This is a genomic window from Sulfuriferula nivalis (genome assembly GCF_009937995.1).
In the GTDB taxonomy this organism is placed as follows: domain Bacteria; phylum Pseudomonadota; class Gammaproteobacteria; order Burkholderiales; family Sulfuriferulaceae; genus Sulfuriferula; species Sulfuriferula nivalis.
In genome coordinates this window covers 1,327,673-1,354,036 of record NZ_AP021881.1, presented here as the reverse complement: position 1 = coordinate 1,354,036, position 26,364 = coordinate 1,327,673, and the positions used below count along the sequence as shown (strand labels likewise).

General features: G+C 46.5%; 28 protein-coding genes and 1 pseudogene. 5 read left to right on the top strand and 24 right to left on the bottom strand.

Annotated elements, in window-relative coordinates; all coding sequences use genetic code 11:
* Positions 1 to 18: 18 nt before the first annotated feature.
* The 7 genes from gloA to selD form a co-directional block, all read right to left on the bottom strand.
* Positions 19 to 411 carry a lactoylglutathione lyase gene (gloA, locus tag SFSGTM_RS07005; protein ID WP_162084544.1) on the bottom strand — a complete coding sequence of 131 codons (393 nt, stop codon included), beginning with the start codon at positions 409 to 411 and terminating at the stop codon, positions 19 to 21.
* 67 nt (positions 412 to 478) lie between these two features.
* On the bottom strand, positions 479 to 799 hold the full coding sequence (locus SFSGTM_RS07000; protein WP_162084543.1) for a hypothetical protein: 321 nt from the start codon (positions 797 to 799) through the stop codon (positions 479 to 481).
* A 7-nt stretch (positions 800 to 806) separates the two neighbouring features.
* Positions 807 to 1,298: a BON domain-containing protein gene (locus SFSGTM_RS06995; protein ID WP_162084542.1), complete on the bottom strand. Its 492-nt coding sequence runs from the start codon at positions 1,296 to 1,298 to the stop codon at positions 807 to 809.
* Positions 1,299 to 1,526: 228 nt separating this feature from the next.
* Complete coding sequence (locus SFSGTM_RS06990; RefSeq protein ID WP_162084541.1) at positions 1,527 to 2,876, bottom strand: sigma 54-interacting transcriptional regulator; 1,350 nt, start codon at positions 2,874 to 2,876, stop codon at positions 1,527 to 1,529.
* Positions 2,873 to 3,427 carry a hypothetical protein gene (locus tag SFSGTM_RS06985; RefSeq protein WP_162084540.1) on the bottom strand — a complete coding sequence of 185 codons (555 nt, stop codon included), beginning with the start codon at positions 3,425 to 3,427 and terminating at the stop codon, positions 2,873 to 2,875. Before SFSGTM_RS06985 ends, SFSGTM_RS06990 begins: the two co-directional genes overlap by 4 nt.
* A 14-nt stretch (positions 3,428 to 3,441) precedes the next feature.
* Positions 3,442 to 4,917 (bottom strand): HAMP domain-containing sensor histidine kinase, encoded by a 1,476-nt coding sequence (locus tag SFSGTM_RS06980; RefSeq protein ID WP_162084539.1) that lies wholly within the window; start codon positions 4,915 to 4,917, stop codon positions 3,442 to 3,444.
* 4 nt (positions 4,918 to 4,921) lie between these two features.
* Complete coding sequence (selD, locus tag SFSGTM_RS06975) at positions 4,922 to 5,962, bottom strand: selenide, water dikinase SelD (RefSeq protein WP_162084538.1); 1,041 nt, start codon at positions 5,960 to 5,962, stop codon at positions 4,922 to 4,924.
* A gap of 12 nt (positions 5,963 to 5,974) precedes the next feature.
* Between selD and mnmH the strand changes: the two genes are divergently transcribed.
* The 4 genes from mnmH to SFSGTM_RS06955 all read left to right on the top strand — a co-directional run bounded on the left by mnmH (position 5,975) and on the right by SFSGTM_RS06955 (position 12,107).
* Positions 5,975 to 7,024 (top strand): tRNA 2-selenouridine(34) synthase MnmH, encoded by a 1,050-nt coding sequence (gene mnmH, locus SFSGTM_RS06970; protein ID WP_162084537.1) that lies wholly within the window; start codon positions 5,975 to 5,977, stop codon positions 7,022 to 7,024.
* A 94-nt stretch (positions 7,025 to 7,118) separates the two neighbouring features.
* Positions 7,119 to 9,851, top strand: coding sequence for a magnesium-translocating P-type ATPase (gene mgtA, locus SFSGTM_RS06965; protein ID WP_162084536.1), 2,733 nt, complete (start codon positions 7,119 to 7,121; stop codon positions 9,849 to 9,851).
* A 112-nt stretch (positions 9,852 to 9,963) separates the two neighbouring features.
* Positions 9,964 to 10,695 carry a response regulator gene (locus tag SFSGTM_RS06960; protein ID WP_162084535.1) on the top strand — a complete coding sequence of 244 codons (732 nt, stop codon included), beginning with the start codon at positions 9,964 to 9,966 and terminating at the stop codon, positions 10,693 to 10,695.
* On the top strand, positions 10,692 to 12,107 hold the full coding sequence (locus SFSGTM_RS06955; protein WP_162084534.1) for an ATP-binding protein: 1,416 nt from the start codon (positions 10,692 to 10,694) through the stop codon (positions 12,105 to 12,107). The genes SFSGTM_RS06960 and SFSGTM_RS06955 overlap by 4 nt, the downstream gene beginning before the upstream one ends.
* On the opposite strand, the gene SFSGTM_RS06950 is transcribed toward SFSGTM_RS06955, so the two are convergent.
* The 17 genes and pseudogenes from SFSGTM_RS06950 to SFSGTM_RS06865 form a co-directional block, all read right to left on the bottom strand.
* Positions 12,079 to 12,465 carry a glutaredoxin family protein gene (locus SFSGTM_RS06950; protein ID WP_162084533.1) on the bottom strand — a complete coding sequence of 129 codons (387 nt, stop codon included), beginning with the start codon at positions 12,463 to 12,465 and terminating at the stop codon, positions 12,079 to 12,081. The genes SFSGTM_RS06955 and SFSGTM_RS06950 overlap by 29 nt on opposite strands.
* Before the next feature lie 84 nt (positions 12,466 to 12,549).
* On the bottom strand, positions 12,550 to 13,755 hold the full coding sequence (locus SFSGTM_RS06945; protein WP_162084532.1) for an ATP-grasp domain-containing protein: 1,206 nt from the start codon (positions 13,753 to 13,755) through the stop codon (positions 12,550 to 12,552).
* 155 nt (positions 13,756 to 13,910) lie between these two features.
* The gene (locus SFSGTM_RS06940) at positions 13,911 to 14,576 is read right to left on the bottom strand and encodes a hypothetical protein (protein ID WP_162084531.1); all 666 of its coding nucleotides are present in this window, start codon (positions 14,574 to 14,576) and stop codon (positions 13,911 to 13,913) included.
* Between the two features lie 212 nt (positions 14,577 to 14,788).
* Positions 14,789 to 15,193, bottom strand: coding sequence for a putative iron-sulfur cluster-binding metallochaperone (locus tag SFSGTM_RS06935; RefSeq protein ID WP_162084530.1), 405 nt, complete (start codon positions 15,191 to 15,193; stop codon positions 14,789 to 14,791).
* A gap of 467 nt (positions 15,194 to 15,660) precedes the next feature.
* A complete protein-coding gene (locus SFSGTM_RS06930) occupies positions 15,661 to 16,776 on the bottom strand; it encodes an IS91 family transposase (RefSeq protein WP_162083488.1) in 1,116 nt (371 codons plus the stop codon).
* Positions 16,773 to 17,608: pseudogene (locus SFSGTM_RS06920) on the bottom strand (tyrosine-type recombinase/integrase). Before SFSGTM_RS06920 ends, SFSGTM_RS06930 begins: the two are co-directional and overlap by 4 nt.
* Positions 17,598 to 18,371: an organomercurial lyase gene (gene merB, locus SFSGTM_RS06915; protein WP_162084529.1), complete on the bottom strand. Its 774-nt coding sequence runs from the start codon at positions 18,369 to 18,371 to the stop codon at positions 17,598 to 17,600. The pseudogene SFSGTM_RS06920 and the gene merB overlap by 11 nt, the downstream one beginning before the upstream one ends.
* 18 nt (positions 18,372 to 18,389) lie before the next feature.
* Entirely contained in the window at positions 18,390 to 18,584 is a 195-nt protein-coding gene (gene iscX, locus SFSGTM_RS06910; RefSeq protein WP_162084528.1) for a Fe-S cluster assembly protein IscX, read from the bottom strand.
* Position 18,585: 1 nt separating this feature from the next.
* Positions 18,586 to 18,924 carry an ISC system 2Fe-2S type ferredoxin gene (fdx, locus tag SFSGTM_RS06905; RefSeq protein ID WP_162084527.1) on the bottom strand — a complete coding sequence of 113 codons (339 nt, stop codon included), beginning with the start codon at positions 18,922 to 18,924 and terminating at the stop codon, positions 18,586 to 18,588.
* A 10-nt stretch (positions 18,925 to 18,934) separates the two neighbouring features.
* Positions 18,935 to 20,797: a Fe-S protein assembly chaperone HscA gene (gene hscA, locus SFSGTM_RS06900; RefSeq protein ID WP_162084526.1), complete on the bottom strand. Its 1,863-nt coding sequence runs from the start codon at positions 20,795 to 20,797 to the stop codon at positions 18,935 to 18,937.
* A 3-nt stretch (positions 20,798 to 20,800) separates the two neighbouring features.
* A complete protein-coding gene (hscB, locus tag SFSGTM_RS06895; RefSeq protein ID WP_232526058.1) occupies positions 20,801 to 21,337 on the bottom strand; it encodes a Fe-S protein assembly co-chaperone HscB in 537 nt (178 codons plus the stop codon).
* 9 nt (positions 21,338 to 21,346) lie between these two features.
* The gene (iscA, locus tag SFSGTM_RS06890) at positions 21,347 to 21,670 is read right to left on the bottom strand and encodes an iron-sulfur cluster assembly protein IscA (protein ID WP_162086231.1); all 324 of its coding nucleotides are present in this window, start codon (positions 21,668 to 21,670) and stop codon (positions 21,347 to 21,349) included.
* Between the two features lie 10 nt (positions 21,671 to 21,680).
* Entirely contained in the window at positions 21,681 to 22,076 is a 396-nt protein-coding gene (gene iscU / locus SFSGTM_RS06885; RefSeq protein ID WP_162084525.1) for a Fe-S cluster assembly scaffold IscU, read from the bottom strand.
* Positions 22,077 to 22,092: 16 nt separating this feature from the next.
* The gene (locus SFSGTM_RS06880; protein ID WP_162084524.1) at positions 22,093 to 23,304 is read right to left on the bottom strand and encodes an IscS subfamily cysteine desulfurase; all 1,212 of its coding nucleotides are present in this window, start codon (positions 23,302 to 23,304) and stop codon (positions 22,093 to 22,095) included.
* A 17-nt stretch (positions 23,305 to 23,321) separates the two neighbouring features.
* Positions 23,322 to 23,801 (bottom strand): Fe-S cluster assembly transcriptional regulator IscR, encoded by a 480-nt coding sequence (iscR, locus tag SFSGTM_RS06875; RefSeq protein ID WP_162084523.1) that lies wholly within the window; start codon positions 23,799 to 23,801, stop codon positions 23,322 to 23,324.
* Positions 23,802 to 23,853: 52 nt separating this feature from the next.
* Entirely contained in the window at positions 23,854 to 24,606 is a 753-nt protein-coding gene (gene cysE / locus SFSGTM_RS06870; protein WP_162084522.1) for a serine O-acetyltransferase, read from the bottom strand.
* Between the two features lie 100 nt (positions 24,607 to 24,706).
* Complete coding sequence (locus SFSGTM_RS06865) at positions 24,707 to 25,447, bottom strand: RNA methyltransferase (RefSeq protein WP_162084521.1); 741 nt, start codon at positions 25,445 to 25,447, stop codon at positions 24,707 to 24,709.
* A gap of 80 nt (positions 25,448 to 25,527) precedes the next feature.
* Between SFSGTM_RS06865 and SFSGTM_RS06860 the strand changes: the two genes are divergently transcribed.
* Entirely contained in the window at positions 25,528 to 26,325 is a 798-nt protein-coding gene (locus SFSGTM_RS06860; RefSeq protein WP_162084520.1) for an inositol monophosphatase family protein, read from the top strand.
* Positions 26,326 to 26,364: the final 39 nt, after the last annotated feature.

Below are 26,364 nucleotides of genomic sequence, written 5' to 3'. Positions count from 1 at the left end.
ACAATGACATCTGCTTATCTACGCCCTCGTCTTTTTCTGGATTAATTCGATTTTATAACCATCAGGATCTGCAACAAATGCGATCACAGTAGTGCCATGCTTCATCGGCCCAGCTTCGCGGGTGACGGTGCCGCCATGCCGTTTAATTTCCTCGCAGGCAGCGTAAGCATCATCCACCTCGATTGCAAGATGCCCAAAAGCGCTTCCCAACTCATAGCTGTCTACACCCCAGTTATAAGTCAGCTCTATCACCGTATGATCAATTTCATCACCATAGCCGACAAAAGCCAAAGTGAATTTCCCTTCCGGATAATCATTACGACGCAGCAGCTTCATACCAAGAATATTGGTATAAAAAGTTATAGCACGATCAAGGTTACCAGTGCGCAACATAGTATGGAGGAGACGCATAACACTTCCCTGTAGATTAGCAATCGGTTGAGTCTATCACAATCAACAAACTGCTAAACAGAGGAATTCAGTGCCAAATGCTGTCATGAGCGGTCTGGTTTGAACTCACATTACAACCATCACATTTGCGTGATTTCTCTATATGTTGTGTAGCCAGCATTTTCTTACGTTGTTCATTGCTTGCCTCACCATACGGTATATCCTGTCCAGTATATGACTGTGACTGAACAGGCTTATCCATGAGTGTTTCGTTAACATGGCTAGATATCAGCTCACCAGCTGATGTCGATATGCTATATAAACTCAACACAGTGACCAGAATACCGGCCAACACCAGAATGGGATATAACAAACGTGTAGGCGTATACATAGCTAGATAATCATCCATGCCATATTTAACCTGTTATTTCCAGATTATTAATAACACGCTCAACACCGACAACATTGGCCGCAATTTGGCCTGCGGTCATGATTTGTGCAGTAGCAAACTCATCATGATGAGTTACAAACCCAGTAAGTTTCACAACACCGTTTTCAGTCATAACTTGAACATTCAAGTCTCTGACCAAAGCGTTCTGCAATAATGCAGATTTCACTTTCAGGGTAACAGCATCGTCATTTATTGCGAATTGCATTTTATGTTGAGCCGCGAGCGCCCCTCTCAACTCCGAGGCACTTAGATAAGCATCATGGTTGACGTCAGCTGCTTCAAAGGCTTTAATCGGCATCCCTCTAACCATAGCTTCTTGCACACTGATTTTGTGATCGTGGTTGGTGTCATATTGCGCGATGCTATCAGCATTCGATCCGGCCGCCGCAAATACGTTAGATGCACCGGCAGTCACTAACACGCTACCGATCGCTATCATTTTCTGAAATTTAGTCATGATGATGCTCCTATGTTGAAAGTAGTTAATTCACTACGCTACCAACATATCAGCACAATCCATGCCACTAAATAATATTATTATAAAACAATATGTTATGTATTATTTTATATTAAAAAACGTATAATTTGTCGCCAATAATCCACGGCTCGTCAAGGAATACAGCTAACTCATTGAAAACAATAGAATAGGCCTTGTCGCCAATTAACGACAATCCTTATTAATCAATTATTTGAACACTGATGGGTCTAAATTATGCCGCTGCAGCAACTTATAAAATTCAGTACGATTACGCTGCGCTAATTTAGCTGCCTGAGTGACATTACCTCCGGCAATTTTTAATACACAAACCAGATAAGTACGTTCAAACTGTTTACGCGCATCTTCAAATGAGGTTAATTGATCTTCAGTCTTATGCAAGGCATCAAGTACGAGTGCTGTGGTAATTAACGGCGTCGTAGATAACACTACGCACTGCTCTACAACATTCATCAACTGACGTACATTACCCGGCCAAGCTGCATTAACCAGCAGCGCCATCGCTTCGGGTGCATAGCCATTAATCGTTTTATGATATTTATCTGCCAGGGTATGGGCAAAATGATTAGCCAATAAAGGTACGTCTTCACGCCGCTGAGCTAATGCAGGTATGGTCAGCGCTACGACATGCAATCGATAGTACAAATCTTCACGAAAATTACCGGCAGCAACTTCCGCATGCAAATCTCTATGTGTAGCCGAAATAATGCGCACATCAACAGGAATAGGCTGAGTAGCGCCAACTGGCCTGACTTGTCGTTCCTGCAACACCCGCAGAAGCTTAACCTGTAACAATGCTGGCATATCCCCAATTTCATCCAGCAACAGCGTTCCGCCTTCTGCTGCCTGAAATAAGCCCTTATGATCCCGAACTGCGCCGGTGAATGCACCCTTAACATGACCGAACAACTCAGACTCCAGCAACTGCTCAGGTATCGCTGCACAGTTAATCGCTACAAAGGGGCGACGACGGCGTGGACTGGCCTGATGAATAGCCTGAGCCAACAACTCTTTACCAGTACCGCTTTCTCCATGTATCAGTACGCTGGCATCACCCATGGCGACCAGATGTGCCTTGTTAAGCACATCTTCCATCGCGGCACTCTGAGTAATTATGGTTGAGCGCCATGCTGCATTGGCATGCTCGGAATCCGCTTCTATCTGAGGAGATAAGGCAATTGCCTGAGCCACCTGGGTTAACAGAATTTTACTGTCAAACGGCTTGGCCAGATAACCAAACACCCCCTGCTGTGTCGCGGCAACTGCATCAGGTATGCTGCCGTGCGCAGTCAGTATAATCACGGGTAAAGTAGGCATAGCACGGTGGATTTGCTCAAACAATGCCATACCATCCATGCCACTCATACGCATATCGGTAATAATTAATTGCGGGCGTGATACATCCAGCTTACTCAATGCGATTTCTGCACTTGTAGCCGTTTCTACAGTATAACCAGCAGCTTCCAGGCGCATCGACAGCAACGCCAACAAATCCGTATCATCATCAACGACGAGTACTTTCGGTGTTAACGTACTCATAGATGCTTATCTCTATGCATCATATTTTTTTCCATATTTTTAATTGCATCCACTTTGATTTGCAAATCATCGCTGTGTTTTTGTTCATCTTTGAGTTTCTGCGCCAGTTCCTCATTTCGTTTCTGCTCGTTACGAACTCGTTGCATCTGCTCATCCACTGCACGCTGCTGTTCGTTCAATTTAATCAACAAAAAACTTGCAAAATTCTGCATCGGGGTCGGCTCAGCATGCGTTTCTTTGAGCACATCATTTAACAATGCAATTGCTGCTGCGTCACTATGAAAACGACTATTGGGTAGCATCAACAACAACGCCAGTCGCACACGATATGGATTCGTGCCATATTGCGCAAGTTGCTGCATGGCTTTATCGTGCTCCACATCCAATTCAGCCGCAGACTGAGCACGCACTACAGCAAAGTAAGCCAACAAATTATCTGTCTGTCTGACTGGCAAACCTGGCGACCATGAATTTGATCCAACGGGCAGAGTATTACATGCCCCCAGCATGATGCTCGTCACTATTAAAACCACAATATTACGTATGTACATTACTAACCATTTCTTTAATTTAAAGGCAAAATGAGTCGAAAATGCGCACCCATTTCACTTGGCATAACGGCCAAACTTCCACCGTGTGCCTGAGCATATTCGCGGGCGATAGCTAAACCCAAACCTGTTCCTTTAGTATAACCTTGTGCAACTCGCCGGCCTTGATAAAATGGTTCAAATACCCGGGCAAGGTCAACCTCATCTATCCCCGCACCAGCGTCAATCACATCCAGCTGCAAATTATCAGCATCTTGTTGTGCATGGATCGTTATAGTGGATGACTGTGGTGAAAATTTTATCGCGTTGGAAAGCATATTATCCAGCACTGTTTTAATCTTGGCTTCATCACCCGCTATCTGCAAGTCAGGAATAGAGACAGCCAGCTGCAAGGCCTTATTCATCACAGCCAAAGCCTGATCTTGTAACACAGCATCTACTGCATTTTTCAGGCTGAACGGTGACTTTATCAAATTAGATTGTTGTTGCTGTATCGCACTATAGTTGAGCAAATCTTCGATACGACGCTGCAACTGCAAGCTATTGGTATGCAGAATACCAGCTACCTGGTGCTGTTTAGGATTTAATTCGCCAAGCACACCTTCGCTGAGCAAATCAGCCCCTTCGCGTATCGCGGTGAGGGGTGTTTTTAATTCATGTGACACATGCTGCAAAAACTCCAGCTTCTGCGTTTCAACAGCCAATAACTGTCTACGCATCCAGTCTAGTCTGTCGCCAAGATTTCTAAGATCTTCAGGCCCTTCTACCCGAACTTCATGTTGCAGCTGACCCTGCCCCATACGCCTGATAGCCAGTTCTATCTGTTGGATAGGACGCGTAATCACCACCGAAAACCCTAAAGCCAGAATGACCGCGAACGGGATAAGTGCCAGCAATTGCAACACAACTCGCCTGCGTGCTCGATTTGCCTTAACTTGCAGCGCATTTGCCTCACGTTCGATTAACGCATAGCCTTCTGTTGAAAAGGCATGTGCTGCATCTAACAATGGCGAAAAATCCTCCACCCTGTCTTTTAACCCAGCAGACAACGCACGATTACTCACTTGAGTAAAAATCGTGAGCTCATCCTGCTGCAACTTTAATAACGATGCTTTCTGTACAAAACTTAGATTCAATATCGACAAATCATGCGCAGCACTTACGAATTTATCATGAGCATGAAAATAAGCCTCCAACAAACTAGCATCATCCAGAATCACAGCCTGACGCACACTACGTTCCATTGTTGTGATTTCATCGGCCAATACGCGACTGCTGTGGGCAATCTGCGTAGCCTGATATACCGCCTGACGACTTTGCTCAGCCAGTTGATTAATGGTAATTGCACTATCAATCAAGGCAATAATCAAAGGCAGAACCACCAACGAAAACCCTATCAGTATCAGTTTTAAGAATGATTTAGGGTTATGCTGCAGCAAGCGCGTATAAGTTGCCTCCGCGCCATTTGCAGGTTCGTCGATGTCCTTCTTCATCACACTAACGTACTGTGACCTTGGCTACACCCGCTTGCAAACTGCCGATCACACTCACGTCAGCAAAGCCTTGTGCATGGAATACTTGCAATACAGCATCTACCGCTTCAGGTGCGCAACTGACTAGCAAACCGCCACTGGTTTGTGGATCACATAATAAATTTTTCTGCCAATCTTCCATGTCAGCTGGCAAAGTTACATCATGGCCGTAGCTTTTCCAGTTACGTGCTGCCGCACCTGGTGTATAACCTTGCTTAGCCAATACCAATGCCTCAGACCATACCGGCACAGCGGCAAAATCTATCTCCGCTGCTAAATGTGAACCACGGCAGATTTCCAATAAATGCCCTAACAACGCAAACCCGGTCACATCAGTCAAACCATGCACATCAGGCATATCAACCAAGGTGGAACCAGGCGTATTGAGCTTGGTGGTACTGGCAAGCATTTGCTCATAACCTAATTCGGACAACTCACCTTTTTTCAGTGCCGCACTCATAATGCCCACACCCAGAGCCTTACCTAATATCAACACATCCCCTGCACGTGCCTGACTGTTACGCTTCACTTTATCAGGGTGCACCAAGCCTAATGCGACCAGTCCATAGATGGGCTCAGGTGAGTCTATAGAGTGCCCGCCTGCGATAGGTATACCCACATCAGCACAAACCGACTCACCCCCTGCCAGAATAGCTTGAATGACTTCAACCGATAACTTATCTATAGGCATCCCTACCACCGCCAATGCCATAATGGGTGTACCCCCCATCGCATAAATATCAGATATGGCATTTGTGGCAGCAATTCGGCCAAATTCAAATGGATCATCAACGATAGGCATAAAGAAATCAGTCGTTGCGATAATGGCTTGTGTATCATTCAAGCGATATACTGCTGCATCATCGCTAGACTCAGTGCCCACAAGCAGATCTTTGCTGATTACACGGCTAGGCATTTTTGCCAAAATTTCACTCAACACTGACGGTGCGATTTTGCAACCACAGCCACCACCGTGAGAGTATTGCGTTAATTTAATATTATTCATGCGGAAACCAAAGTGAGAAAAATAGACCCCATTACCGTAGCACAATTGGCCGACTTTGACGAGATTATCGACGTGCGCTCACCCGCTGAATTTGCTGAAGATCATATCCCCGGTGCAGTCAGCTATCCTGTCTTGAACAACGAAGAGCGCGCTATCGTCGGCACATTATACAAACAGGTGTCCGATTTTGAGGCTAAAAAGGTAGGCGCTGCGCTCATCGCTCGCAATATTGCGCATCATCTCGAAGCCCACTTTGCCAGCAAACCCAAAAATTGGCGCCCGCTCATTTATTGCTGGCGCGGTGGTAGTCGTAGCGGTGCGATGGCTCACATACTCAATCAGGTGGGTTGGCGTGCAAGTAAATTCGATGGTGGCTACAAGACCTATAGACGCAGCGTCTTGGCAGACTTGGCCAGCATTCCTGCCACACTGCAATTTATCGTGGTTTGTGGCATGACCGGTTCTGGCAAAAGCCGTTTATTACAAGCTTTGCAACAACAAGGTGCGCAAGTGCTGGATCTTGAGCAGATTGCACAACATCGCGGCTCAATACTAGGCAACATCCCTGATGCACCGCAACCCAGTCAAAAAATGTTTGATAGCCAAATATGGTGGCAACTGCGCCAGTTCGATCCTAGCCGTCCCGTGTATATCGAAGCTGAAAGCAAAAAGGTCGGCAAACTCCGTGTGCCGGAAGCAGTCGTTGCGGCCATGTGGCAAAAGGGACAGTGTTTACGCCTTGATATCAGCGATGCGTTACGTGTTGAGTTGCTCAAAGCTGATTATGAACACTATTTGAATGATCCTGACAGCCTGAAACTTAAACTCACTTACCTTACCCAACGTTATGGTCACGCACAGATAGAACAATGGCAAAGCTTAATAGATGCTAGCTTGTGGAACGAATTAGTTCAAGACTTGCTAGTACGCCATTACGACCCACATTACAGCAAATCCATAGGCCTGCATTATCCCGACTATATGGTAGCGCGCTGTCTGACTGTGAATGACATTAGCGCAGATGGCTGGTCGCGCATGGCACAACAAATTTTAATTAACTGAGCTGTCATTTATCACCATTAGAATGTTTCGTCAGCTGCATGCAACCCTGCACCAGCATAATCACCGACCAGTTTGCCGCTAACGGAACATCACTATGGATATTTTTCGCACTATTGTCCGCTTAACACGACCACGTCAAATCCATCGTCTATTTCGACGATTGACATTGCTGGGGCCTGTCGTTGCAACAGGTGTAAACAAAGAAGTCCCCGCTGCACTGGCGAAAACGCTCAATGAAGCCGCACACACCGATGCCACATTATTACTGCGATCATTCCACAGCAGTGATAACGGACTCACTGAATCAGAAGTACGCGCGCTACGTGCTCAGATTGGTCTCAATGAAATCGGACAAGAAAAGCCGCCTTCAGCCTGGTTGCATTTATGGCACAGTTACCGCAATCCTTTTAACTTACTGCTGTCACTGCTCGCATTAGTATCGTATTTAACGGGGGACGCAAAGGCTACCATTGTCATTTCCAGCATGATTGCGCTGTCTACCCTGCTGCGTTTCTGGCAAGAATCAAAATCTAATCAGGCCGCCGATGAACTCAAGGCCATGGTAAGCAACACGGCTACTGTGCTAAGACGTGACTTGTTGGTGAATAGCACACCATCCCCTTATCCAAATGCAAATAATCGCACTGAAATCCCCATAAAAGATCTAGTACCCGGCGATATCGTACTGCTATCTGCGGGCGACATGATACCTGCAGACTGCCGTGTATTGATTGCCAAAGATTTATTTTTGAGCCAATCCGCGATGACTGGTGAGTCACTACCAGTAGAAAAATACGCACAATTATCGAACCCAACCATGAACAACCCACTGGACCTCGACAACATCTTGTTCATGGGCACCAACGTCATCAGTGGCTCTGCTACAGCACTAGTAGTTACAACAGGGAAGCGCACCTATTTCGGCACACTGGCAGAACGTGTTGTCACTACCGACCGGGCGCCTACCGCATTTCAATCCGGCGTAAATAAAGTAAGCTGGTTACTAATACGCTTTATGCTGGTCATGGTGCCACTGGTATTTCTGATTAATGGCTACACCAAACATGACTGGCTGGAAGCATTTCTGTTTGCTATTTCTGTTGCAGTCGGGCTGACACCAGAAATGTTACCCATGATAGTGACTTCAACTCTGGCCAAAGGTGCAGTAAAACTGTCGAAGCAAAAAGTTATCGTCAAGCGCCTGGATGCCATACAAAATTTCGGCGCGATGGATGTGCTCTGCACCGACAAAACGGGCACACTCACACAAGACAAAATAGTGCTGGCGCAACACATAGACGTCAATGGTGCCCCTTCGGATGACGTTCTCACTTTTGCGTATTTGAATAGTTACTATCAAACAGGATTAAAGAACCTGCTTGACGTCGCTGTTCTGGAACATGTAGATATCGCCCGCAACCTGCAAATCTCGCAGCAATATAGCAAAGTTGACGAAATTCCATTTGATTTTCATAGACGGCGCATGTCCGTCGTCGTATCCGAACACGATGACCACCACGAATTAATCTGCAAAGGTGCAATAGAAGAGGTGTTAAGCATCTGTACCAGTATCCAGCAAGATGGTCAGCGTATAGCTGTTGACTCTGTGTTATTGGCAAACATCGCAGAACTCACCACCAAAATGAACAGTGATGGACTGCGTGTGGTCGCGGTGGCAATGAAAGAAATTCCGCCTACTCAAGATACTTACAGCATTGCGGATGAAAATGATTTAACACTCATCGGCTTTATCGCTTTTCTGGATCCCCCCAAAGAAACAACTGCCCCTGCACTGGCTGCACTTAACACCCATGGCATTAGCGTAAAAGTGTTAACTGGGGATAACGAACTGGTTACCCGTAAAATTTGTTACGACGTAGGCTTACCCATCACTGGCATACTACTTGGCTCCCAGATAGAAGAGTTAAATGACGCCCAATTAGCACTGGTGGTTGAAACACATAACATTTACGCCAAGCTATCACCCATGCACAAGGAACGCATAGTCCGCGCACTCAAGGCTAATGGTCATGTCGTCGGCTTCATGGGAGATGGCATTAATGATGCGCCGGCACTGCATGCTGCCGACATCGGTATTTCAGTGGATACTGCCGTCGATATTGCCAAAGAAGCTGCTGATATTATTTTGTTGGAAAAAAGTTTGATGGTCTTGGAACACGGGGTCATTGAAGGACGTAAAACGTTTATCAACATGCTCAAATACATCAAAATGACGGCCAGTTCCAACTTCGGCAATGTCTTTTCTGTCCTTGTTGCCAGCGCCTTCCTGCCTTTCTTGCCCATGCTGCCCTTGCATTTGCTGGTGCAAAATCTGCTCTACGATTTTTCGCAAACATCCATACCATTCGACAACGTCGATGAAGAACTACTAAAACAGCCGCAACACTGGCACCCCACTGAAATCAGCCGCTTTATGATATTTTTCGGCCCCATCAGCTCAATATTCGACATAGCCACTTTTGCTCTCATGTGGTTTGTCTTCCACGCTGACAGCGCAGCAAATCAGACTCTATTTCAATCAGGCTGGTTTATCGAAGGACTGCTCTCACAAACCCTTATCGTGCATATGATACGCACCCGAAAAATCCCATTCATCCAAAGCCGCCCCAGTGCATTTCTGTTATTCATGACCACTACGGTTGTACTATTTGGCTTATTTATAGTCATGGGACCTGTCGCCCATTACTTCAAATTGCAAGCGCTACCATTGAGCTACTTTCCCTATCTCATTGCTATTTTGCTAAGTTATATTGGGCTAACGCAGCTAATGAAAGGTTACTATGCAAAGCGCTATGGATGGCAATAGCAACGGCTAGCGCACGTATCTTTGTAACAGCGTGTATCCGGCAGATGGAATTGTTAGATTAATTTACAAGAAAAAACTACGTTATATAGCAGGTTACGGACATAATTCTAATATGGATAATATCGATCAAATTCTGATAGTCGACGATGACCGCGAAATTCGCACTTTGTTAGCAGAATATCTGGAAGTCAATGGTTTGCGCGCCTTAACTGCCCAAAACGGGAATGAAATGCGGCACGTGCTGGAACAGGTACGCATTGATTTGATTGTGCTGGATTTAACCCTGCCAGGTGAGGATGGTCTCACTTTGTGTCGAAATTTACGTGTACACCCTCTATATTCAGGTATTCCAGTCATTATGCTCACCGCGCGTGGTGAGCCTTTGGACAGGATAATCGGGCTAGAAATGGGTGCGGACGATTATTTATCCAAACCCTTTGAACCCCGTGAATTGTTTGCGCGTATCCGTAGTGTATTAAGACGCACCCAGGCATTACCGCCCAATATGCTGACAGCTGAAGCCAATAAGATGCATTTTGCTGGTTTAACATTGGACTTGGTCGCACGCCACCTATTAAATCGTGATGGTGTGGTAATTACCTTATCGGGCGCGGAATACCGCATGCTAAAAATATTTCTTGATCACCCCCATAGCATATTAAATCGCGATCAACTCATGGAACTCACTCAGGGACGAGAATCAGATCCTTTCGACCGTTCCATCGACATACAAATCAGTCGATTACGACAAAAATTAGGTGATGATGCACGCACCCCAAGCATCATCAAGACCGTACGCAACGAAGGCTATGTGTTAACTGCTAATGTAACAGTCGAACCATGAAAAAATATTTTGATTCGATTGCTAATCGCGTATTTGTCATCCTGTTAATCGGGATGTTATTTGCAGCAGGCATTACCAGTTGGCTTGCCGACAAAGAACATCGTAAAAATTTACGCGAGTTTTATAATTTGCGCATGGCCGAACGTATTGAACAAATCGTTTTATCATTAGATGTATCCACCCCTGAAATGCGTGAAGTATTGTTGCAGGTCAATAAAAATTTTGGCTTGCAAGCCAGCCTGGTATCGAACATGGCGCAGGCGCAGACACAGACACAGAATTCCGAACTTGCCGCACTGTTGGCATCCCGACTGGGGGATAACCACAACATACTTATTACCAGTCAACATGATTGTGTTCTCCCTGCCATCCCATTAGCGCCAGCAAAAGAGCTTATCTGGCAGCCTCGTAGTAGTGATTGCAATATTGTCTATATCAGCCTGAGAGATGGGGTGTTGTTAAGACTGCAATTACACCTGCCACCTGAATTTGGAGGTATACATCAACACCCACCTGGCAGCCCATTTCTGCCACCTTACTTTGCTCTGTTTTTAATACTAATTGCCACGCTGGCCTATGTGGTTGCACAAATGTCGACACGCCCGATTAAGCACCTGGCAGCAGCAGCGAGTGATCTGGGCGGCAATATTGATCAACCTCCTTTGCCAGAGACAGGTCCGATAGAAATACGCCAGGCAGCGCGTGCATTTAACGCAATGCAATCCAGAATAAAACGACAAATCCAGCACCGCACACACATGCTGGCCGCCATTACCCATGACTTGCAAACCCCGCTGACTCGATTACGGCTGCGCATGGAAAAGGTAGATGAAGCTGATTTACGCCAGAAACTAATCAATGATTTGGCAGGTATGCAAGATATGGTGCGTGAGGGACTGGATTTGGCGCGCAGCATGGATTCGGCAGAAAAAATGCAACTGCTGGATATAGATTCCCTGCTTGATAGCATTTGCGCCGATGCAATTGAAGCGGGTCAGGATGTAACTTTGCAAGGTCATGCCTACACATCGGTTATGGCACAGCCTCATGCGCTGCGCCGCTGCCTGACCAATTTGATTGATAATGCGGTGAAATATGGGCAACATGCACGGCTACAGATTGTAGCTGAGAATAATGGTATTCAAAGTCACGTGGTCATTACTATACGTGACGCGGGAAAAGGCATACCAGAAGATCAACTCGCTATGGTATTTGAGCCATTTGTCAGACTAGAAACGTCCCGATCACGCGAGACAGGCGGGACAGGATTAGGCCTGACAATTGCACGAAATATTGCTGAAAACCACAATGCCACATTGACCTTAGCGAATCACCCAGAGGGTGGATTGGTCGTAACCCTGCGTTTCCCAGCGCCACATAATGTTAAGCAAAATGTTCATGCAGGTACTTAATAATTTCAGAAGACTCGTAAATCCACACCGTTTTACCTTGCTCATCCATAATGCGCAAACATGGTACTTGTACACGACCACCACCCTGCAATAAGGCTTCCTTATTCTGCGAGTCATGTTGCGCATCCAGCAATGGAATACTCAGCGACAAGCGTGCCAGTTCACGCCTGACCTTAATACAAAATGGACAAGTCTTAAACTGATAAATCGCCATATTTTTACATTGTTGATCGATACGCTGTTGCACCTCTGGCTGCCGAACTACACCCTTCGGTGTAGTCATCTTTTCCCAAAGCAACATAAAAGGAGTCAGCACCAGTCGTAACGTCTTGAAGAATATTCTAAAGAAAAATTTCATTTTGCATGCTCACATCTAATTAAAAGGAATGGCTACATTGTACTTGGCTTGTATCAGATCACATAAACACAGTTACATTTCTATTTAGCAAGCATGCATGGCTTTGACCAGCATAGCGCGAAAAGCAGCGAACGCTTTATTCATAACAGCCTGTTTGTAACCGAATACATTGATATCATCCGTTGCATGTATCCAGCCACGGTTATCAATTTCGAAGATAAGTAATTCCCCTGCTATCGTTTCAGCACAATCTATCACCACGTAATCCAGACCTAAGCGCTCTGCGAGAGTAGATAACGCAACCTGATGACGTCGCGCAAAATCAGTATCAAATTCGCGCATAAATCGTGCTTCTTCTTCCCGTTTTTCAATGCTGTCAGCCATATTGGCCGTTTGATAATGTACTATCCAATGCTCACCTATCGCCAAGTGGCAAACATAAGGAACACCATCGATAAGTGCAATTCTGACCTTGCGATAATAGCCATCTACGCTACGGTATTCTGAAAAAAACGAAACAAAAAATTCTGATTCTGGGGCATTTGCTAAATAATTCTGTAACTCCATCACGTTTTCAATTTTACTCAGACCCTTACCACCGTGAGATACCAACGGTCTGACGGTAATAGGATATGTCCCACCACCCAGCACTGCACTAATGGTTGCATTAGCAACTGTAATATTTTCCAACGATGCTCTATCTACGCGCAGAGTAGGCATAATCAGCAAATCAGGAATATCCCTGATTAACGCATAAAGTTTATCTCTGGCGCAGAACAAAACGCGCTGTGGTCGATTCAGTATTGGTCGCGGCCAATCATCCACTATCGCTTTCATCATCTCCAGCGATGACAAATCCTTATCCGACTCACCAAACGCGATAATAGCCACATCATGTTCAGGCAATAGGTCTGGCAGTGGCTCACCCGGAACGAGGTAAACCACATCAAGCTGAATATCGGAATTTTCGATCAAATAATCAAGTGGCGTATTATCAGTAATGGTGCCTGCAACCATGAATGCAAGCAGTCGAATCGATGGTTGTGATGACCCTTCCACCCGATAGATAGTATTTAACGCCAAGGCTCGTGCCTGCATACTTTGCGCAAAATCATTATTGCCAGTAATAGTAAACAACTGGAACAGCCCCATATAAAATCTGGCTGCATCACTAGGATGCTCATGCATTTTTGCTATCAAATCTGGCATTTCCCCAAGCTTCACACGCCCCAGCGAAGCAAATGAAGCAATGGTATCCAATGCCATATCTGTTAGTTCAAATGATTGCATGTCTTAAATTCTATTCAAGGTGATATGCATAGGGGATGGATTGTGCAAATTCGATAGACGTGCACAACATTATGCGGGAGTAGACTGAATCCATGCTGACAGAAAAGCAGTAAGACATTAAAAACCCGCATAATAGCGGGTTTTTAATGAATAAATCAAACTTGAGTACTAACGTTGTTGCCTGTAGGCGTAGCGCCTTGCATATTTTGCGATAGCGCTTGTAAAAAACTGCTCAACGATGCGCCACTACCAGACGCACCATCAGCAGACAATAAGTTACTAAAACTCTGCTGTAAATTATCTAAAGTTGAGTTTGAAGAACCAGAGCTGGAACCAGATAAGGATTGACTGGAAGAAGCCGAAAGCTGCTGCATCAAATTTTGCAAACCCGCCTCTATTTTACTCATACCGCCACCGTGATGATGATGTCCGGAAGTTGCTGTACTGGCAACTGCACTAGTCGCACTACTATCGGTACTGCTAGGCGATGAGCTTGAGGATGAAGACTGACTACCAGCCTGAGCCTGCATTGCAGCAAACAGACTTTGCATAAATGAACCCAGCGCCTGTTGTGGATCTTGTGTAGCAGATGTAGCTGTTGTACCTGATGCAGCTGTAGTACTGCTACCACTAGTACTGATGCCTAGTTGCGATAAGGCCTGTTCAATTGCAGAAGCAAATTTACCACTGCCTTTGACCTTATTACCTGAGCTTCCATCCCCATCACCGTCACTATCCTGCCCCTGACCATTTACCGCAGATAAATTCATGAATTGCGTATTAATTGCGGTATTGTTTCCATTGATTGATGAAATAGACATGTCATTCCCTCCAGTTGATAATCGAAATAATATGGCTCGATAAATATTGCCATACACTCTTTATAGAGGGGTTAACGACGACTTAATCAAATGATTAAGCGGATTTTTCCGAGAGTTTTGTAACTCAGTGTAACAAGAGCGCTATCGTATTGAAAACCTATCTATTCCCATATTTTTCCATCACGGCTGCACTTACACATTGGCTTCACCTGTTACCGTGGGAAATCTTTTAAACAACAGCGTCCAGAAGGATTATGTGTGGTGCATGCACATGAACCTGATTTGGTTTGGGCAATGACATAATCACGTGCAGCAACATTAGCTTCAGCATAGTGGACACCGAAACAGTAACAAACCAGTGCGTCGGGTTCTGGTTGTTTCACACCTACATGCGTACGTAGCTCAGCCTGCTGCCACGTCTCACCCTTATCACTAAAATAAATCACTGCGCAATCTTTATGGTCACAGAAGTAATAACTTACATGCTCATTAGCCTGCCATTGCCAGGGTTGCTTTAAGTGATAGCATAGCGTTTCCACACCCACCGCACTGCATGGTTGCTGGCAGTATGGACAGTCTAGTTTATGTGATCGTGATGTTGCGCAACATTCGCTCATTATCGTTCTCCTGATGCACTGAATTTTTTACACGATTGCGCTAGGTTATTTTCCTGCCAAGTGTCAAACGTATTCACTCTACAACTAAGCTTGAGGAATACTATCCGAAATGAGGGGTAGTCTGGACTGGAAAGCAAAAAAATCACGCCCAACGACAACGAATAAGGTTAGATTGTGATCGCGAAGCGAGCCACAATCTGAACCGTTTGTTGGACAAGCCCGGCATGGCTGGGGCGGGTGTTGCTTGAGCGCTTATGGAAATATCTTTTTGACTATGCTGGCATAACTGGACGCGTTACGCATCCCACCCGCCATTTCACGACCTTCACGTTGCCATTGCAGCAACTTATTCTATTCAACTCACCGTTTTTAGTCGGCTTTTCGGGCATGTTAACCCAATTTCAGCCTTCTTCAGGGCGAGCACGGCCATACCTGCCTAGTCTGGCAGGTGGGCGGTGTGGGCTGGTTTAGCGCATGGTCTCCCACCCTGTGTCATCTGCTCTGTGTTCCCGTTTTATAGATGGGGCTGATGTGGCTAGCGGTATCGCTTTGATACGTGTGCGCACTATCTTCATCACCCCACCGCAACATTGGCAACGTATCGCTGGTCTGGGTTGCGCTGGCGGCGGATTGTTCCGTCGCCATAGGTGGGTCAGCTGTAGCTGGGTGAGTAGTTTGCTATTGGGATGCAGGTAGCCAAAGTTGCGGGCGCGGCGGTAGCCTTTGGGCAGAATGTGTTGCAGTATCAGTCGCAGGAAGGCTACACCACTCAAGGTACGGGTTTCCATTTGTTTGGTTTGGCTGTTCCGGTAACGGAAGGTGACCTGACCATGCCGGTCGGAGAGGATGTCTTTCTCCTGTATCACCCCCCGATACAGATAGCGCCCAAGGTAGATCAGAGCGTGCTGTCCAGTGCCGACGGCTTTGCAATCCACCACCCAATCGGTCGGGTAATCGTTTGGCAGGGTGAGTCCTGCTTGTCTGATGCCTGCCAGTAATTTGGCACGAAATACTTTGGCCAGGGCTTTGTGGTTAAACAGGTAGTTGCCGTGTTTATGACGCATGCGTCGCTGTTTGGGGTTAAAGGCGACAGCGGGCATGACGAGATGCACATGGGGGTGATAGTCCAGTCGGCGGTTATGGGTATGCAGTACAGTCACCGCCCCTGCGCTGCCGCGCAGCTTGTTGTCGTTTTGGCTGAAGGTGTTGACTGTTTCCCACGCGCAGCGTGTGATCAAGTCATACATGACGCGCTGATGTTGCCAGGCCAGTGTGCGCAACTGGGCGGGCACGGTGAAGGTGAGCATGAAGTAGTTGGCGGGGATGGATTTGTGTAATTGCTGGTCTATCCAGCGCTGTGATTCGTGCGCCTGGCAATGCGGGCAATGCCGATGACCGCAGGAATGTGGCAGGTAGCTGGGTGTTTGACAATCATCACAGGCAAGTTGCATCCTCGGGCTCATCTGGCTACGGCAGGTTTGAAAGGCGGTTAAGGCAGCTTGCTGGCTGGGCAATAGGTGATGACCGTGTTGTGCAAGCAGTTTAGCTGCGTAGGTTGCTACGATGTGCGCCAGTCTGATCATTTGACTTTGCCCCAATGAATGTGGAATTTCTCCATTAATTGATTAAGGCGAGTGTGTGCGCTCTGATGGCGTTGTTCGGTGAGGTGGGTGTAGCGGATGGTGGTGAGGATGGACTGGTGTCCGAGTATCTGCTGAATTTCGAGTAAATCGATGCCAGCTTCTATCAGGTGGGTGGCATAGCTGTGGCGCAGGCTGTGTGGTGTAATTCTTTTTTTAAGCCACAGTCACGGGTCACTTGACCCAAGGTGGTCTGGATACCACCACGATCCAGCGGGGTGCGTGCCAAGTGCGATTTGGCAAGACCGCCGTGTCGATTAGGAAAGAGCAAGCTTGGGTTGCGATGGGTGAGCCAGAAACGGCGCAATACCTGCAAGGTGTTCTCTGATAACGGCACCAATCGATCACGGTTGCCTTTGGCGTTGCGTACTTGCACCCGCATCCGATCCGCATCGATATCCCCTACCTGCAAGCGTAAGCCTTCGCCTAATCGTAAGCCCAGGCTGTAGAGGGTGAAGAAGAATACGCGGTAGCTCAATACGCGGGTGGCCATGAAGATTTGTTGTGCCTGGGCGACGGTAATGATGTCGGGCAGGCTATATGACTTGGGTGGTTTAACCAGATCCGCACCTGGCCAGGGTTGGCTGAGTACATGGGCATAATAGAACTTCAGTCCATACAGATCATGTTTGAGCGTACTCCATGAATGGGTATCCAGGATGCGAACAAAATAGTCGGTTAATTGTGGCTTGGTGAGCGCGTCTATCTGGTCATTAAAATACACCGCTGCGCGCCGTACGCCGTGTGAATACAAGGCGATGGTTTTAGGCTGCATGCCTCTGAGCTTGAGGCAATTCAGCAGTCGCTGGTGATTGTGCTCGAAGTGCGCGGGGATGGGTGTGGGGGCTGTCAATGTCGTCTCCTCGTGGTACAGTAATCAAAATTCCATTGCTGGGGGAGACGAAATTATGCTGCGTAATTTGATGGTTCGGGAATATTTCTCCGCGATAGCGGCTTCGTTCAACTGCATCTTCAAGAGGCATTATATCTTCCGAGCCACATACCATTTCAGCACATGATGTGCACAGAAATCCGATACCCGGGCAAAGGTCACTACAGCAACTGACATGCTCATTTGCCAGTTGACGATATTCAACACAAGTACCAACTGGACTGACTGAGGTAATGGTTCCAGAAGTATCCATTGCTATCGCCAGTGGTGTTTGACAACTATGACAACGTGAGCGGATGATAACTGGTAATCGAGCAAGAAATGGAATAGCCAACGCATCAATTGCGCACATCGCTGACAAGCAATGCCCACCGAATTCAACCTCTATCTCTGTTTTGACAGCGCTAAATGGATAGCAACCCAGACCAGCATCAGTAACTACTACGGCGTCCAGAGCAGTCAATTGATCTACTTGAGACTGTGGAATTATATCGAATTGAGGTGCAATACCACCCCGCAACCAAGCTAACAGCACAACCGCATAAGCATCGCGAATCGCCCTATCTGCAGTTTCAATTCTGGCTTGTAACGGAAATTCTATGCGCAAACGATGCAAATTTTTAAGCGCGTGGCTAGTTGCGATCATTTTTTATTCCTGCCAGACTTACTCAGCCTCATCTATCCAGGCTAGCTGTATCGCTTCCAATATTTTTTCGTTTGAACGCTCAGGATCATCATCAAATTCAGGGAGCGCAGTGACCCAATTATGCAGATCTGTGAAACGAATATATTGCGGATCGACATCAGGGTGAGTTTCGTAAAGCTCAATAGCAATATCTAGAGTGTCAGTCCATTTCATGTTAGTGCCCCTCTTTAACCATGTTGATGGTGTATTTAGGAATCTCGATAACCAGATTCTGATCGGTGACCATGGCTTGACACGACAGGCGTGAGTTGGGTTCTAAGCCCCATGCCTTATCAAGCATGTCGTCTTCCAATTCATCAGACGGCGCCAATGAATTAAAACCTTCACGCACTATGACGTGACAAGTCGTGCAAGCACAGGATTTCTCACACGCGTGCTCAATTTCGATGTCGTTGGTTAGTAACACATCGCAAATACTAGTTCCTGCGGCAGCTTCTATCACAGCGCCATCAGGACACAATTCAGGATGCGGAAGTACGATAAGTTGAGGCATAGTGTTCTCGTTATAGGTTGTCGATACGCTGACCGGCTAAGGCTTGCTTGACGCTATTATCCATACGTCGTGCGGCAAAGTCACCGGTTGCTTGATTAAGTGATTCGGTCGCATCTATGATGGCATGGTGTTCATCACCTGCAATGAGTGAACTCAGTTGCTGCATCATGGAGCTGATATGGCTGAGTTCATCATCATCCAACAGAACGGCACCATTTTCATCCAAAGCCGTTTGTGTCGCTTCCAGCAAGCGTTGCGCTTCTACGCGAGCCTCCTGCAAGGCACGCAATTGCATGTCCAGACTGGCATTTTCATAAGATGATTTAAGCATGCGTGTGATATCTTCATCAGCCAGACCATAAGCAGGCTTGACGGTAATAGTCGCTTGCACACCACTTTTAAGTTCTTCTGCTGACACTGAGAGCAAACCATCAGCATCAACCTGGAAAGTTACGCGTATGCGCGCAGCACCTGCAACCATAGGCGGGATACCACGCAGTTCAAATTTAGCAAGCGAACGACAATCACTGACCAGTTCACGCTCACCTTGCACCACGTGGATGCTCATGGCAGTTTGGCCATCTTTGTAAGTCGTAAATTCTTGTGCACGCCCTGCGGGGATAGTGGTATTACGCGGAATAATTTTTTCTGCCAATCCACCCATGGTTTCTATACCTAGCGACAATGGGATCACATCCAGCAACAACCAGTCATCAGCTGCACGGTTACCCGCCAGCACATTCGCCTGAATGGCAGCACCTAATGCAACGACCTTATCAGGATCCAGATTGGTCAAAGGCGTTTGATGGAAAAATTCAGCTACAGCAGATTGTATACGTGGCATACGTGTAGAACCGCCCACCATCACTACACCTTTGACTTCTTCCACAGTCAATCCTGCATCACGTAACGCTTTACGCGTAGGCAACAAGGTTTTATTAACCAAGCTGGCAGTAATATCATTGAATATACTGGTAGTCAGCTCGACGTTGAGCATTTCACCCGAGGCCAACATCGCAGTGATATTGACTTGTGGATGCTCAGTTAAGGTCTCTTTGGCTTCGCGTGCCTTGGTTAAAAGCAAACGCGTATCGTTAACAGTCAGCTGGGGAAATTTAGCCTGCTCCAGCATCCAGCAGTAAATACGGTGGTCAAAATCATCACCGCCGAGCGCCGAGTCGCCATTTGTCGCCAGCACTTCAAACACACCTTGTGATAACTTCAATATAGAAATATCGAACGTACCACCACCTAAGTCATATACGGCGTACACACCCTCACTGGCATTATCCAGACCATATGCGATTGCTGCCGCGGTCGGTTCATTAAGCAGGCGCAACACATTCAAGCCAGCTAATTTTGCCGCATCTTTAGTTGCCTGGCGTTGCGCATCATCAAAATAAGCAGGCACAGTAATAACTGCACCGATAAGTTCATCACCTAATGAACGCTCGGCACGATCACGCAACACATGCAGAATATCTGCTGAAATTTCAACTGGGCTTTTGACACCCACACAGGTTTTTAGCTGCACCATACCTGGTGCATCCACAAAATGGTATGGAAGTGTGGCTACATCGGCAATGTCTGCCAAGCCTCGTCCCATGAAACGTTTTACCGAAACTATCGTATTGTGCGGATCCGTACTTTGTAAGTTTTGAGCGGCATAACCCACCAATGCAGGCGTCTCTGGCTGATAATGGACAACAGAAGGCAACAACGCCCTGCCATTTTCGTCATTCAATACTACAGCCACGCCATTGCGCACACTTGCTACCAAGGAGTTAGTCGTGCCCAAATCTATCCCCACAGCCAGTCTATGCTGGTGTGGAGCGGTACTCATACCAGGTTCTGAAATTTGCAATAATGCCATAGCTTAAACGTCCAGTGCTGCATAAGCGTCGTCTATTTCGCTCATGATTTTTTCTACGAATTTGAGTTGGCGCACTGAGTCAGTTGCGGCACGCCAGTCTTGATCCTGATCCAGTTGTTTCATTAACTGCTCGCGCCATTGCTTGCTATGCGCAGCAACATCAGTCTCAACTAGCTGTAAACCATCCACATCACGCGCTTGTTGCGCATCTTGTATGGCTTCTCGCCATTCAATTTGCTGCATCAAAAATGCCATAGGTAACTGTGTATTTGTTTGCGCTAATGCATCTATACCCTGCAATTGCAAAATATAAACAGCACGGTTTAATGGCGATTTTAACGTTTGATAAGCTTCATTGACCCGAGTTGACCATTGCATGGAAACGCGCTTTTCAGCTTCAGACAAATGAGCAAACTTATCAGGGTGGACTTGACTTTGTAGACTGCGGAAAGTGGACTCCAGCTCCGCCACATCTACTTCATAGCGAGGCGTGAGTCCAAATAGTTCGAAATGGTTATGATTAAAATCCAGACCTATCATGCGGACACTTTAGACATTAAAGCTTTCACCACAACCACATGCGTCTTTTACATTAGGGTTGTTGAATTTGAAACCTTCATTCAGCCCCTCACGGGTGAAATCCAGCTCCATGCCATCTATGTAAGGCAGACTTTTCGGATCAACGATCACTGTAACGCCGAATTGCTCAAACGTTAAATCATCTTCATCCAACACGTCAGCGAATTCCAGCTTATATGCCATACCTGAACAACCACTGGTACGCACGCCTAAACGCAGACCTACGCCTTTACCGCGCTTAGCCAGAAAATTTGCAATGTGTTTAGCCGCACTTTCAGTCACTGTTATACTCATCATAAGCTCCTTAATGCGCGACTACTTCACCATGTCTGGTTTTGTAATCTTCTACAGCCGCTTTGATTGCATCTTCTGCCAGAATAGAGCAGTGAATTTTAACTGGTGGTAAAGCTAACTCTTCGGCAATCGCAGTGTTTTTGATTTCCATTGCTTGATCCAGGGTCTTACCTTTGACCCATTCGGTCACTAAAGAACTGGAAGCGATAGCTGAACCGCAGCCATATGTTTTAAATTTAGCATCTTCAATAATGCCATCTTTATTAACTTTAATTTGCAGTTTCATCACGTCACCGCAAGCAGGCGCACCAACCATACCAGTACCTACTTCATCATCATCCTTCGCAAATGAACCAACGTTGCGTGGATTTTCGTAATGATCTAAAACTTTATCGCTGTATGCCATGATATTTCTCCTAAAATTAGTGCGCTGCCCACTTAACGGTATTCAAATCTATGCCGTCCTGGAACATTTCCCACAACGGTGACAATTCGCGCAACTTGCCGATTTTTTGGTGCAACAATTCAATTGCGTAATCCACTTCTTGTTCAGTGGTAAAACGCCCAATAGAAAAGCGTATCGAACTATGTGCCAATTCGTCAGAACGTCCCAATGCACGCAGCACATAAGACGGCTCCAGACTCGCTGAAGTACATGCGGAACCTGACGAAACCGCCAAATCTTTAATCGCCATTAACAACGATTCGCCTTCAACAAAGTTAAAACTGATATTCAAATTGTGTGGCACACGCTTTTCCATATCACCGTTGATATGTACTTCTTCAATGTCTGACAAACCTTTTAACAAACGATCACGCAACGCACGAATACGGACGTTCTCAACTGCCATTTCTTCACGCGCAATGCGGAAAGCTTCACCCATACCTACGATCTGGTGAGTTGCCAGCGTGCCCGAACGCATGCCACGCTCATGCCCACCACCGTGCATTTGTGCTTCGATACGGACACGCGGTTTGCGACGTACATACAATGCACCTACACCCTTAGGACCATAAGTTTTGTGGGCTGAAAAAGACATCAAATCAACCTTGAGCTTGCTCAAATCAATATCGACTTTACCTGTAGCTTGCGCTGCATCCACATGAAAAATAATACCTTTTTCACGACACATATCACCAATAGCGGCGATATCCTGAATGACGCCAATTTCGTTATTCACAAACAAAATAGAAATAACGATGGTATCTGGACGTATCGCTGCTTTCAGCTTTTCGATATCTAATAAACCATCCGTTTCTGGCTTGAGATAAGTAACTTCATAGCCTTCACGCTCTAACTCGCGCATGGTGTCCAGTGTTGCCTTATGTTCGGTTTGCAGGGTAATCAGATGTTTACCTTTGCCTTTATAAAAATGCGCTGAACCTTTTAAAGCCAGATTAATGGATTCCGTCGCGCCAGATGTCCACACAATTTCTTTAGCATCCGCATTTACCAATGCCGCCACTTGCTCACGCGCTGTTTCAACCGCTTTATCTGCTTCCCAACCGTAGAAATGTGAACGGCTAGCCGGGTTACCGTACTGTTCAGTCAAATACGGTATCATTTTAGCTGCCACACGTTGATCCACCGGTGTGGTTGCTGAATAATCCAAATAAATCGGTTGTTTTAACATACTATTACTCCAAATATTTAACGACTAGCTGTCGCTATTGCTGTTTCTTTTTTCACTCGACAATCGCCTACCACAGCAGTAACAGCAAGCTTTGCCTGTTGCTGCTTTACCAGACTCGCCAATGTCACCGTAGACAAATAATCCTGTATACAAGAATTCAAATTAGTCCAAAGCTCATGCGTCATGCAACGCCTGTCATCTTTACAATTCTGCTGACCGCCACACTGTGTTGCGTCCAATGGTTCATCTACCGCTTGCACTATCTGCGCTACGGATATCGCAGACAATTCCGGTGCGACGCGATAACCACCACCGGGCCCACGCACACTCTCCACCAGTTCACGACGGCGTAATTTACCGAACAACTGTTCTAAATATGACAACGAAATTTTCTGCCGTTCACTAATTGCCGCCAACGTCACTGGCCCGTGCTCATCATTCAGCGCCAGATCTATCATCGCGGTAACTGCAAATCGTCCTTTAGTCGTTAAGCGCATTGCTAAACTCCCTCTACCTTACGTGGGTTGGACAATACAATACCCGATTAATTCAGTCAACTATTTTATTCAAGTACTCTGCATCAAATTCAGGGGTTTGTGATGCAGGACAAGTCGTCTCTACACCCAGTGTTTTTAACTGCGACATGATCCAAACTATACGATCATCCATATCCACAGAATGATCTATCAAGCCATGCATGGCTTTAACCATAGGGTCATTCATGTCGGCACTAATCGCATAAGCAGTAAAGCCCAGCTTCTTAACCGTCGTGCCTGCATCAGTCGCGGGAGCATCAGTCAAAATTCGTGCGGGAATCCCCACCGCCGTTGCGCCTGCTGGAACATCCTTAACCACCACTGCGTTAGAGCCTATTTTTGCACCCTCACCCACAGTTAACGGACCAAGTATTTTTGCACCGGCCCCTACCACCACACCATTACCTAGTGTCGGATGGCGCTTACCTTTATTCCACGAAGTCCCACCCAGTGTTACTTGATGATAAAGCGTGCAATCGTCGCCAATTACTGCAGTTTCACCAATGACCACACCCATGCCATGATCAATAAACACCCGTCTGCCGATTTGCGCTCCAGGATGTATTTCTATGCCAGTCGCCCAACGGCCGAAATACGCGGTAAAGCGTGCCAGCCATTTCCAGCCCCAACCCCAGAATTTCGCAGCCAGTCTATGCAACAAGATCGCATGTATACCTGGGTAAGTAGTTAACACCTCCCATACCGAACGTGCCGCCGGGTCACGATCAAACACTACCGATATATCTTCGCGCAATTGATTAAACACATTAACCTCTAGTATGATGGCTGCCGCTTACAGATTTTTGTGTGAATACTTCACACACCTCACTGCATCATTAGTCTGAATTATGCAATACCCGACTAAATTAGTCAAGTTTAGCAGCTTGATTAATCTGCGCAGGATTACGAATCAACTTCACCATCCCCATTAATATATTCAACTCTTCTTTTTCCAGCTGAGCACGCGAGTATAAACGCCTAAATCTTGTCATCAGACGACGAGGCGCTGCCAGATTAAGAAAACCTATAGCTATCAGCGACTGCTCAAGTTCCTGATAAAACAGCTCCAAATCCTCATGCCGTGCCAACTCCACAGGCGCCGCAGCTGGCATATCAATGATTGCGCAACGCAACTCATAACACAAAATCTGCACGGCTGATGCCAGATTCAAAGAGCTGTACTCAGGGTTTGCGGGAATATGCACCAGCAGCTGGCATTGCTCCAATTCGGCATTAGTCAGTCCCGACATTTCAGTACCAAACACCAAAGCCACTGGATTTGTTTGCGCTTGCGCCATAAGCAGCGGCGCTAATTCACGTGCGCTTACCATTTTATGCGACAGGTCGCGTCTCCGCGCCGTACATCCCACCACCAGTGTCGCTCCTTGCAACGCAGTAGCCAGATCCTCAGTCACTTGCGCAGCATCCAGCACATCGGTAGATCCCGCAGACATCGCCACGGCAACTGGATCAGGAAACTGCTTAGGCTGCACCAAACGCATATCAATCAAGCCCATCGTTTTCATAGCACGCGCAGCAGAACCTATATTGCCAGGGTGGCTAGTATGACTTAATACGATACGGATATTATTTAACGATACGGACATAAGATTTCACTGTTTTTCCTAGGGAAAAAATGGTTATTTGGGTTAAAATACAAATATTTTCTGCTCATTGACATATAGCCATGCAACCTATGCTTTCCACAGCGGTTAAAGCCGCACGACGCGCAGCCAATATTATTACCCGCGCGTCACAAGACACTAATTTACTGCAAATACAACACAAAGATCACAATGACTTCGTCACTGAGGTAGATCGTGCAGCCGAAGCAACCATTATAGAAACGCTACTCGACGCCTACCCAAATCATGCTATTTTAGCAGAAGAGAGTGGTCAACAAGGCGATTCTGAATATCAATGGATCATTGATCCGCTAGATGGCACCACTAATTTCTTGCATGGATTCCCTCAGTACTGCATTTCCATTGCGCTCGTGCACAACGGACAACTTGAGCAAGGCGTTATTTACGACCCTACCCGTAATGACTTATTCACCGCATCGCGCGGGCAAGGCGCTTTTCTGAACGACCGACGTATCCGCGTGTCCAAAGCTCTGAAATTAGCCGATGCACTCATCGGTACTGGCTTCCCTTATCGTGACTTCACTCATCTCGACACCTATATGGGCATGTTGCGAGATGTCCTGCAAAAATCCGCAGGCGTACGCCGCCCAGGTTCAGCGGCACTCGATTTAGCCTATGTCGCGGCAGGCCGTTTTGATGGTTTCTGGGAAATCGGCTTAAACAAATGGGACATCGCTGCCGGTTGTTTACTCGTAAAAGAAGCCGGTGGATTAGTAGGTGATTTCCAGGGTGACGACAGTTATATAGACAGCGGCAACATCGTCGCAGGCACACCAAAAGTTTTTGCGCAACTGTTGCAAACACTGGCACCGCATGTTACTGATGCGCTAAAAGCATAGCACCACGCTCGCCAATTCACTCACTCTCAGTTACAATTT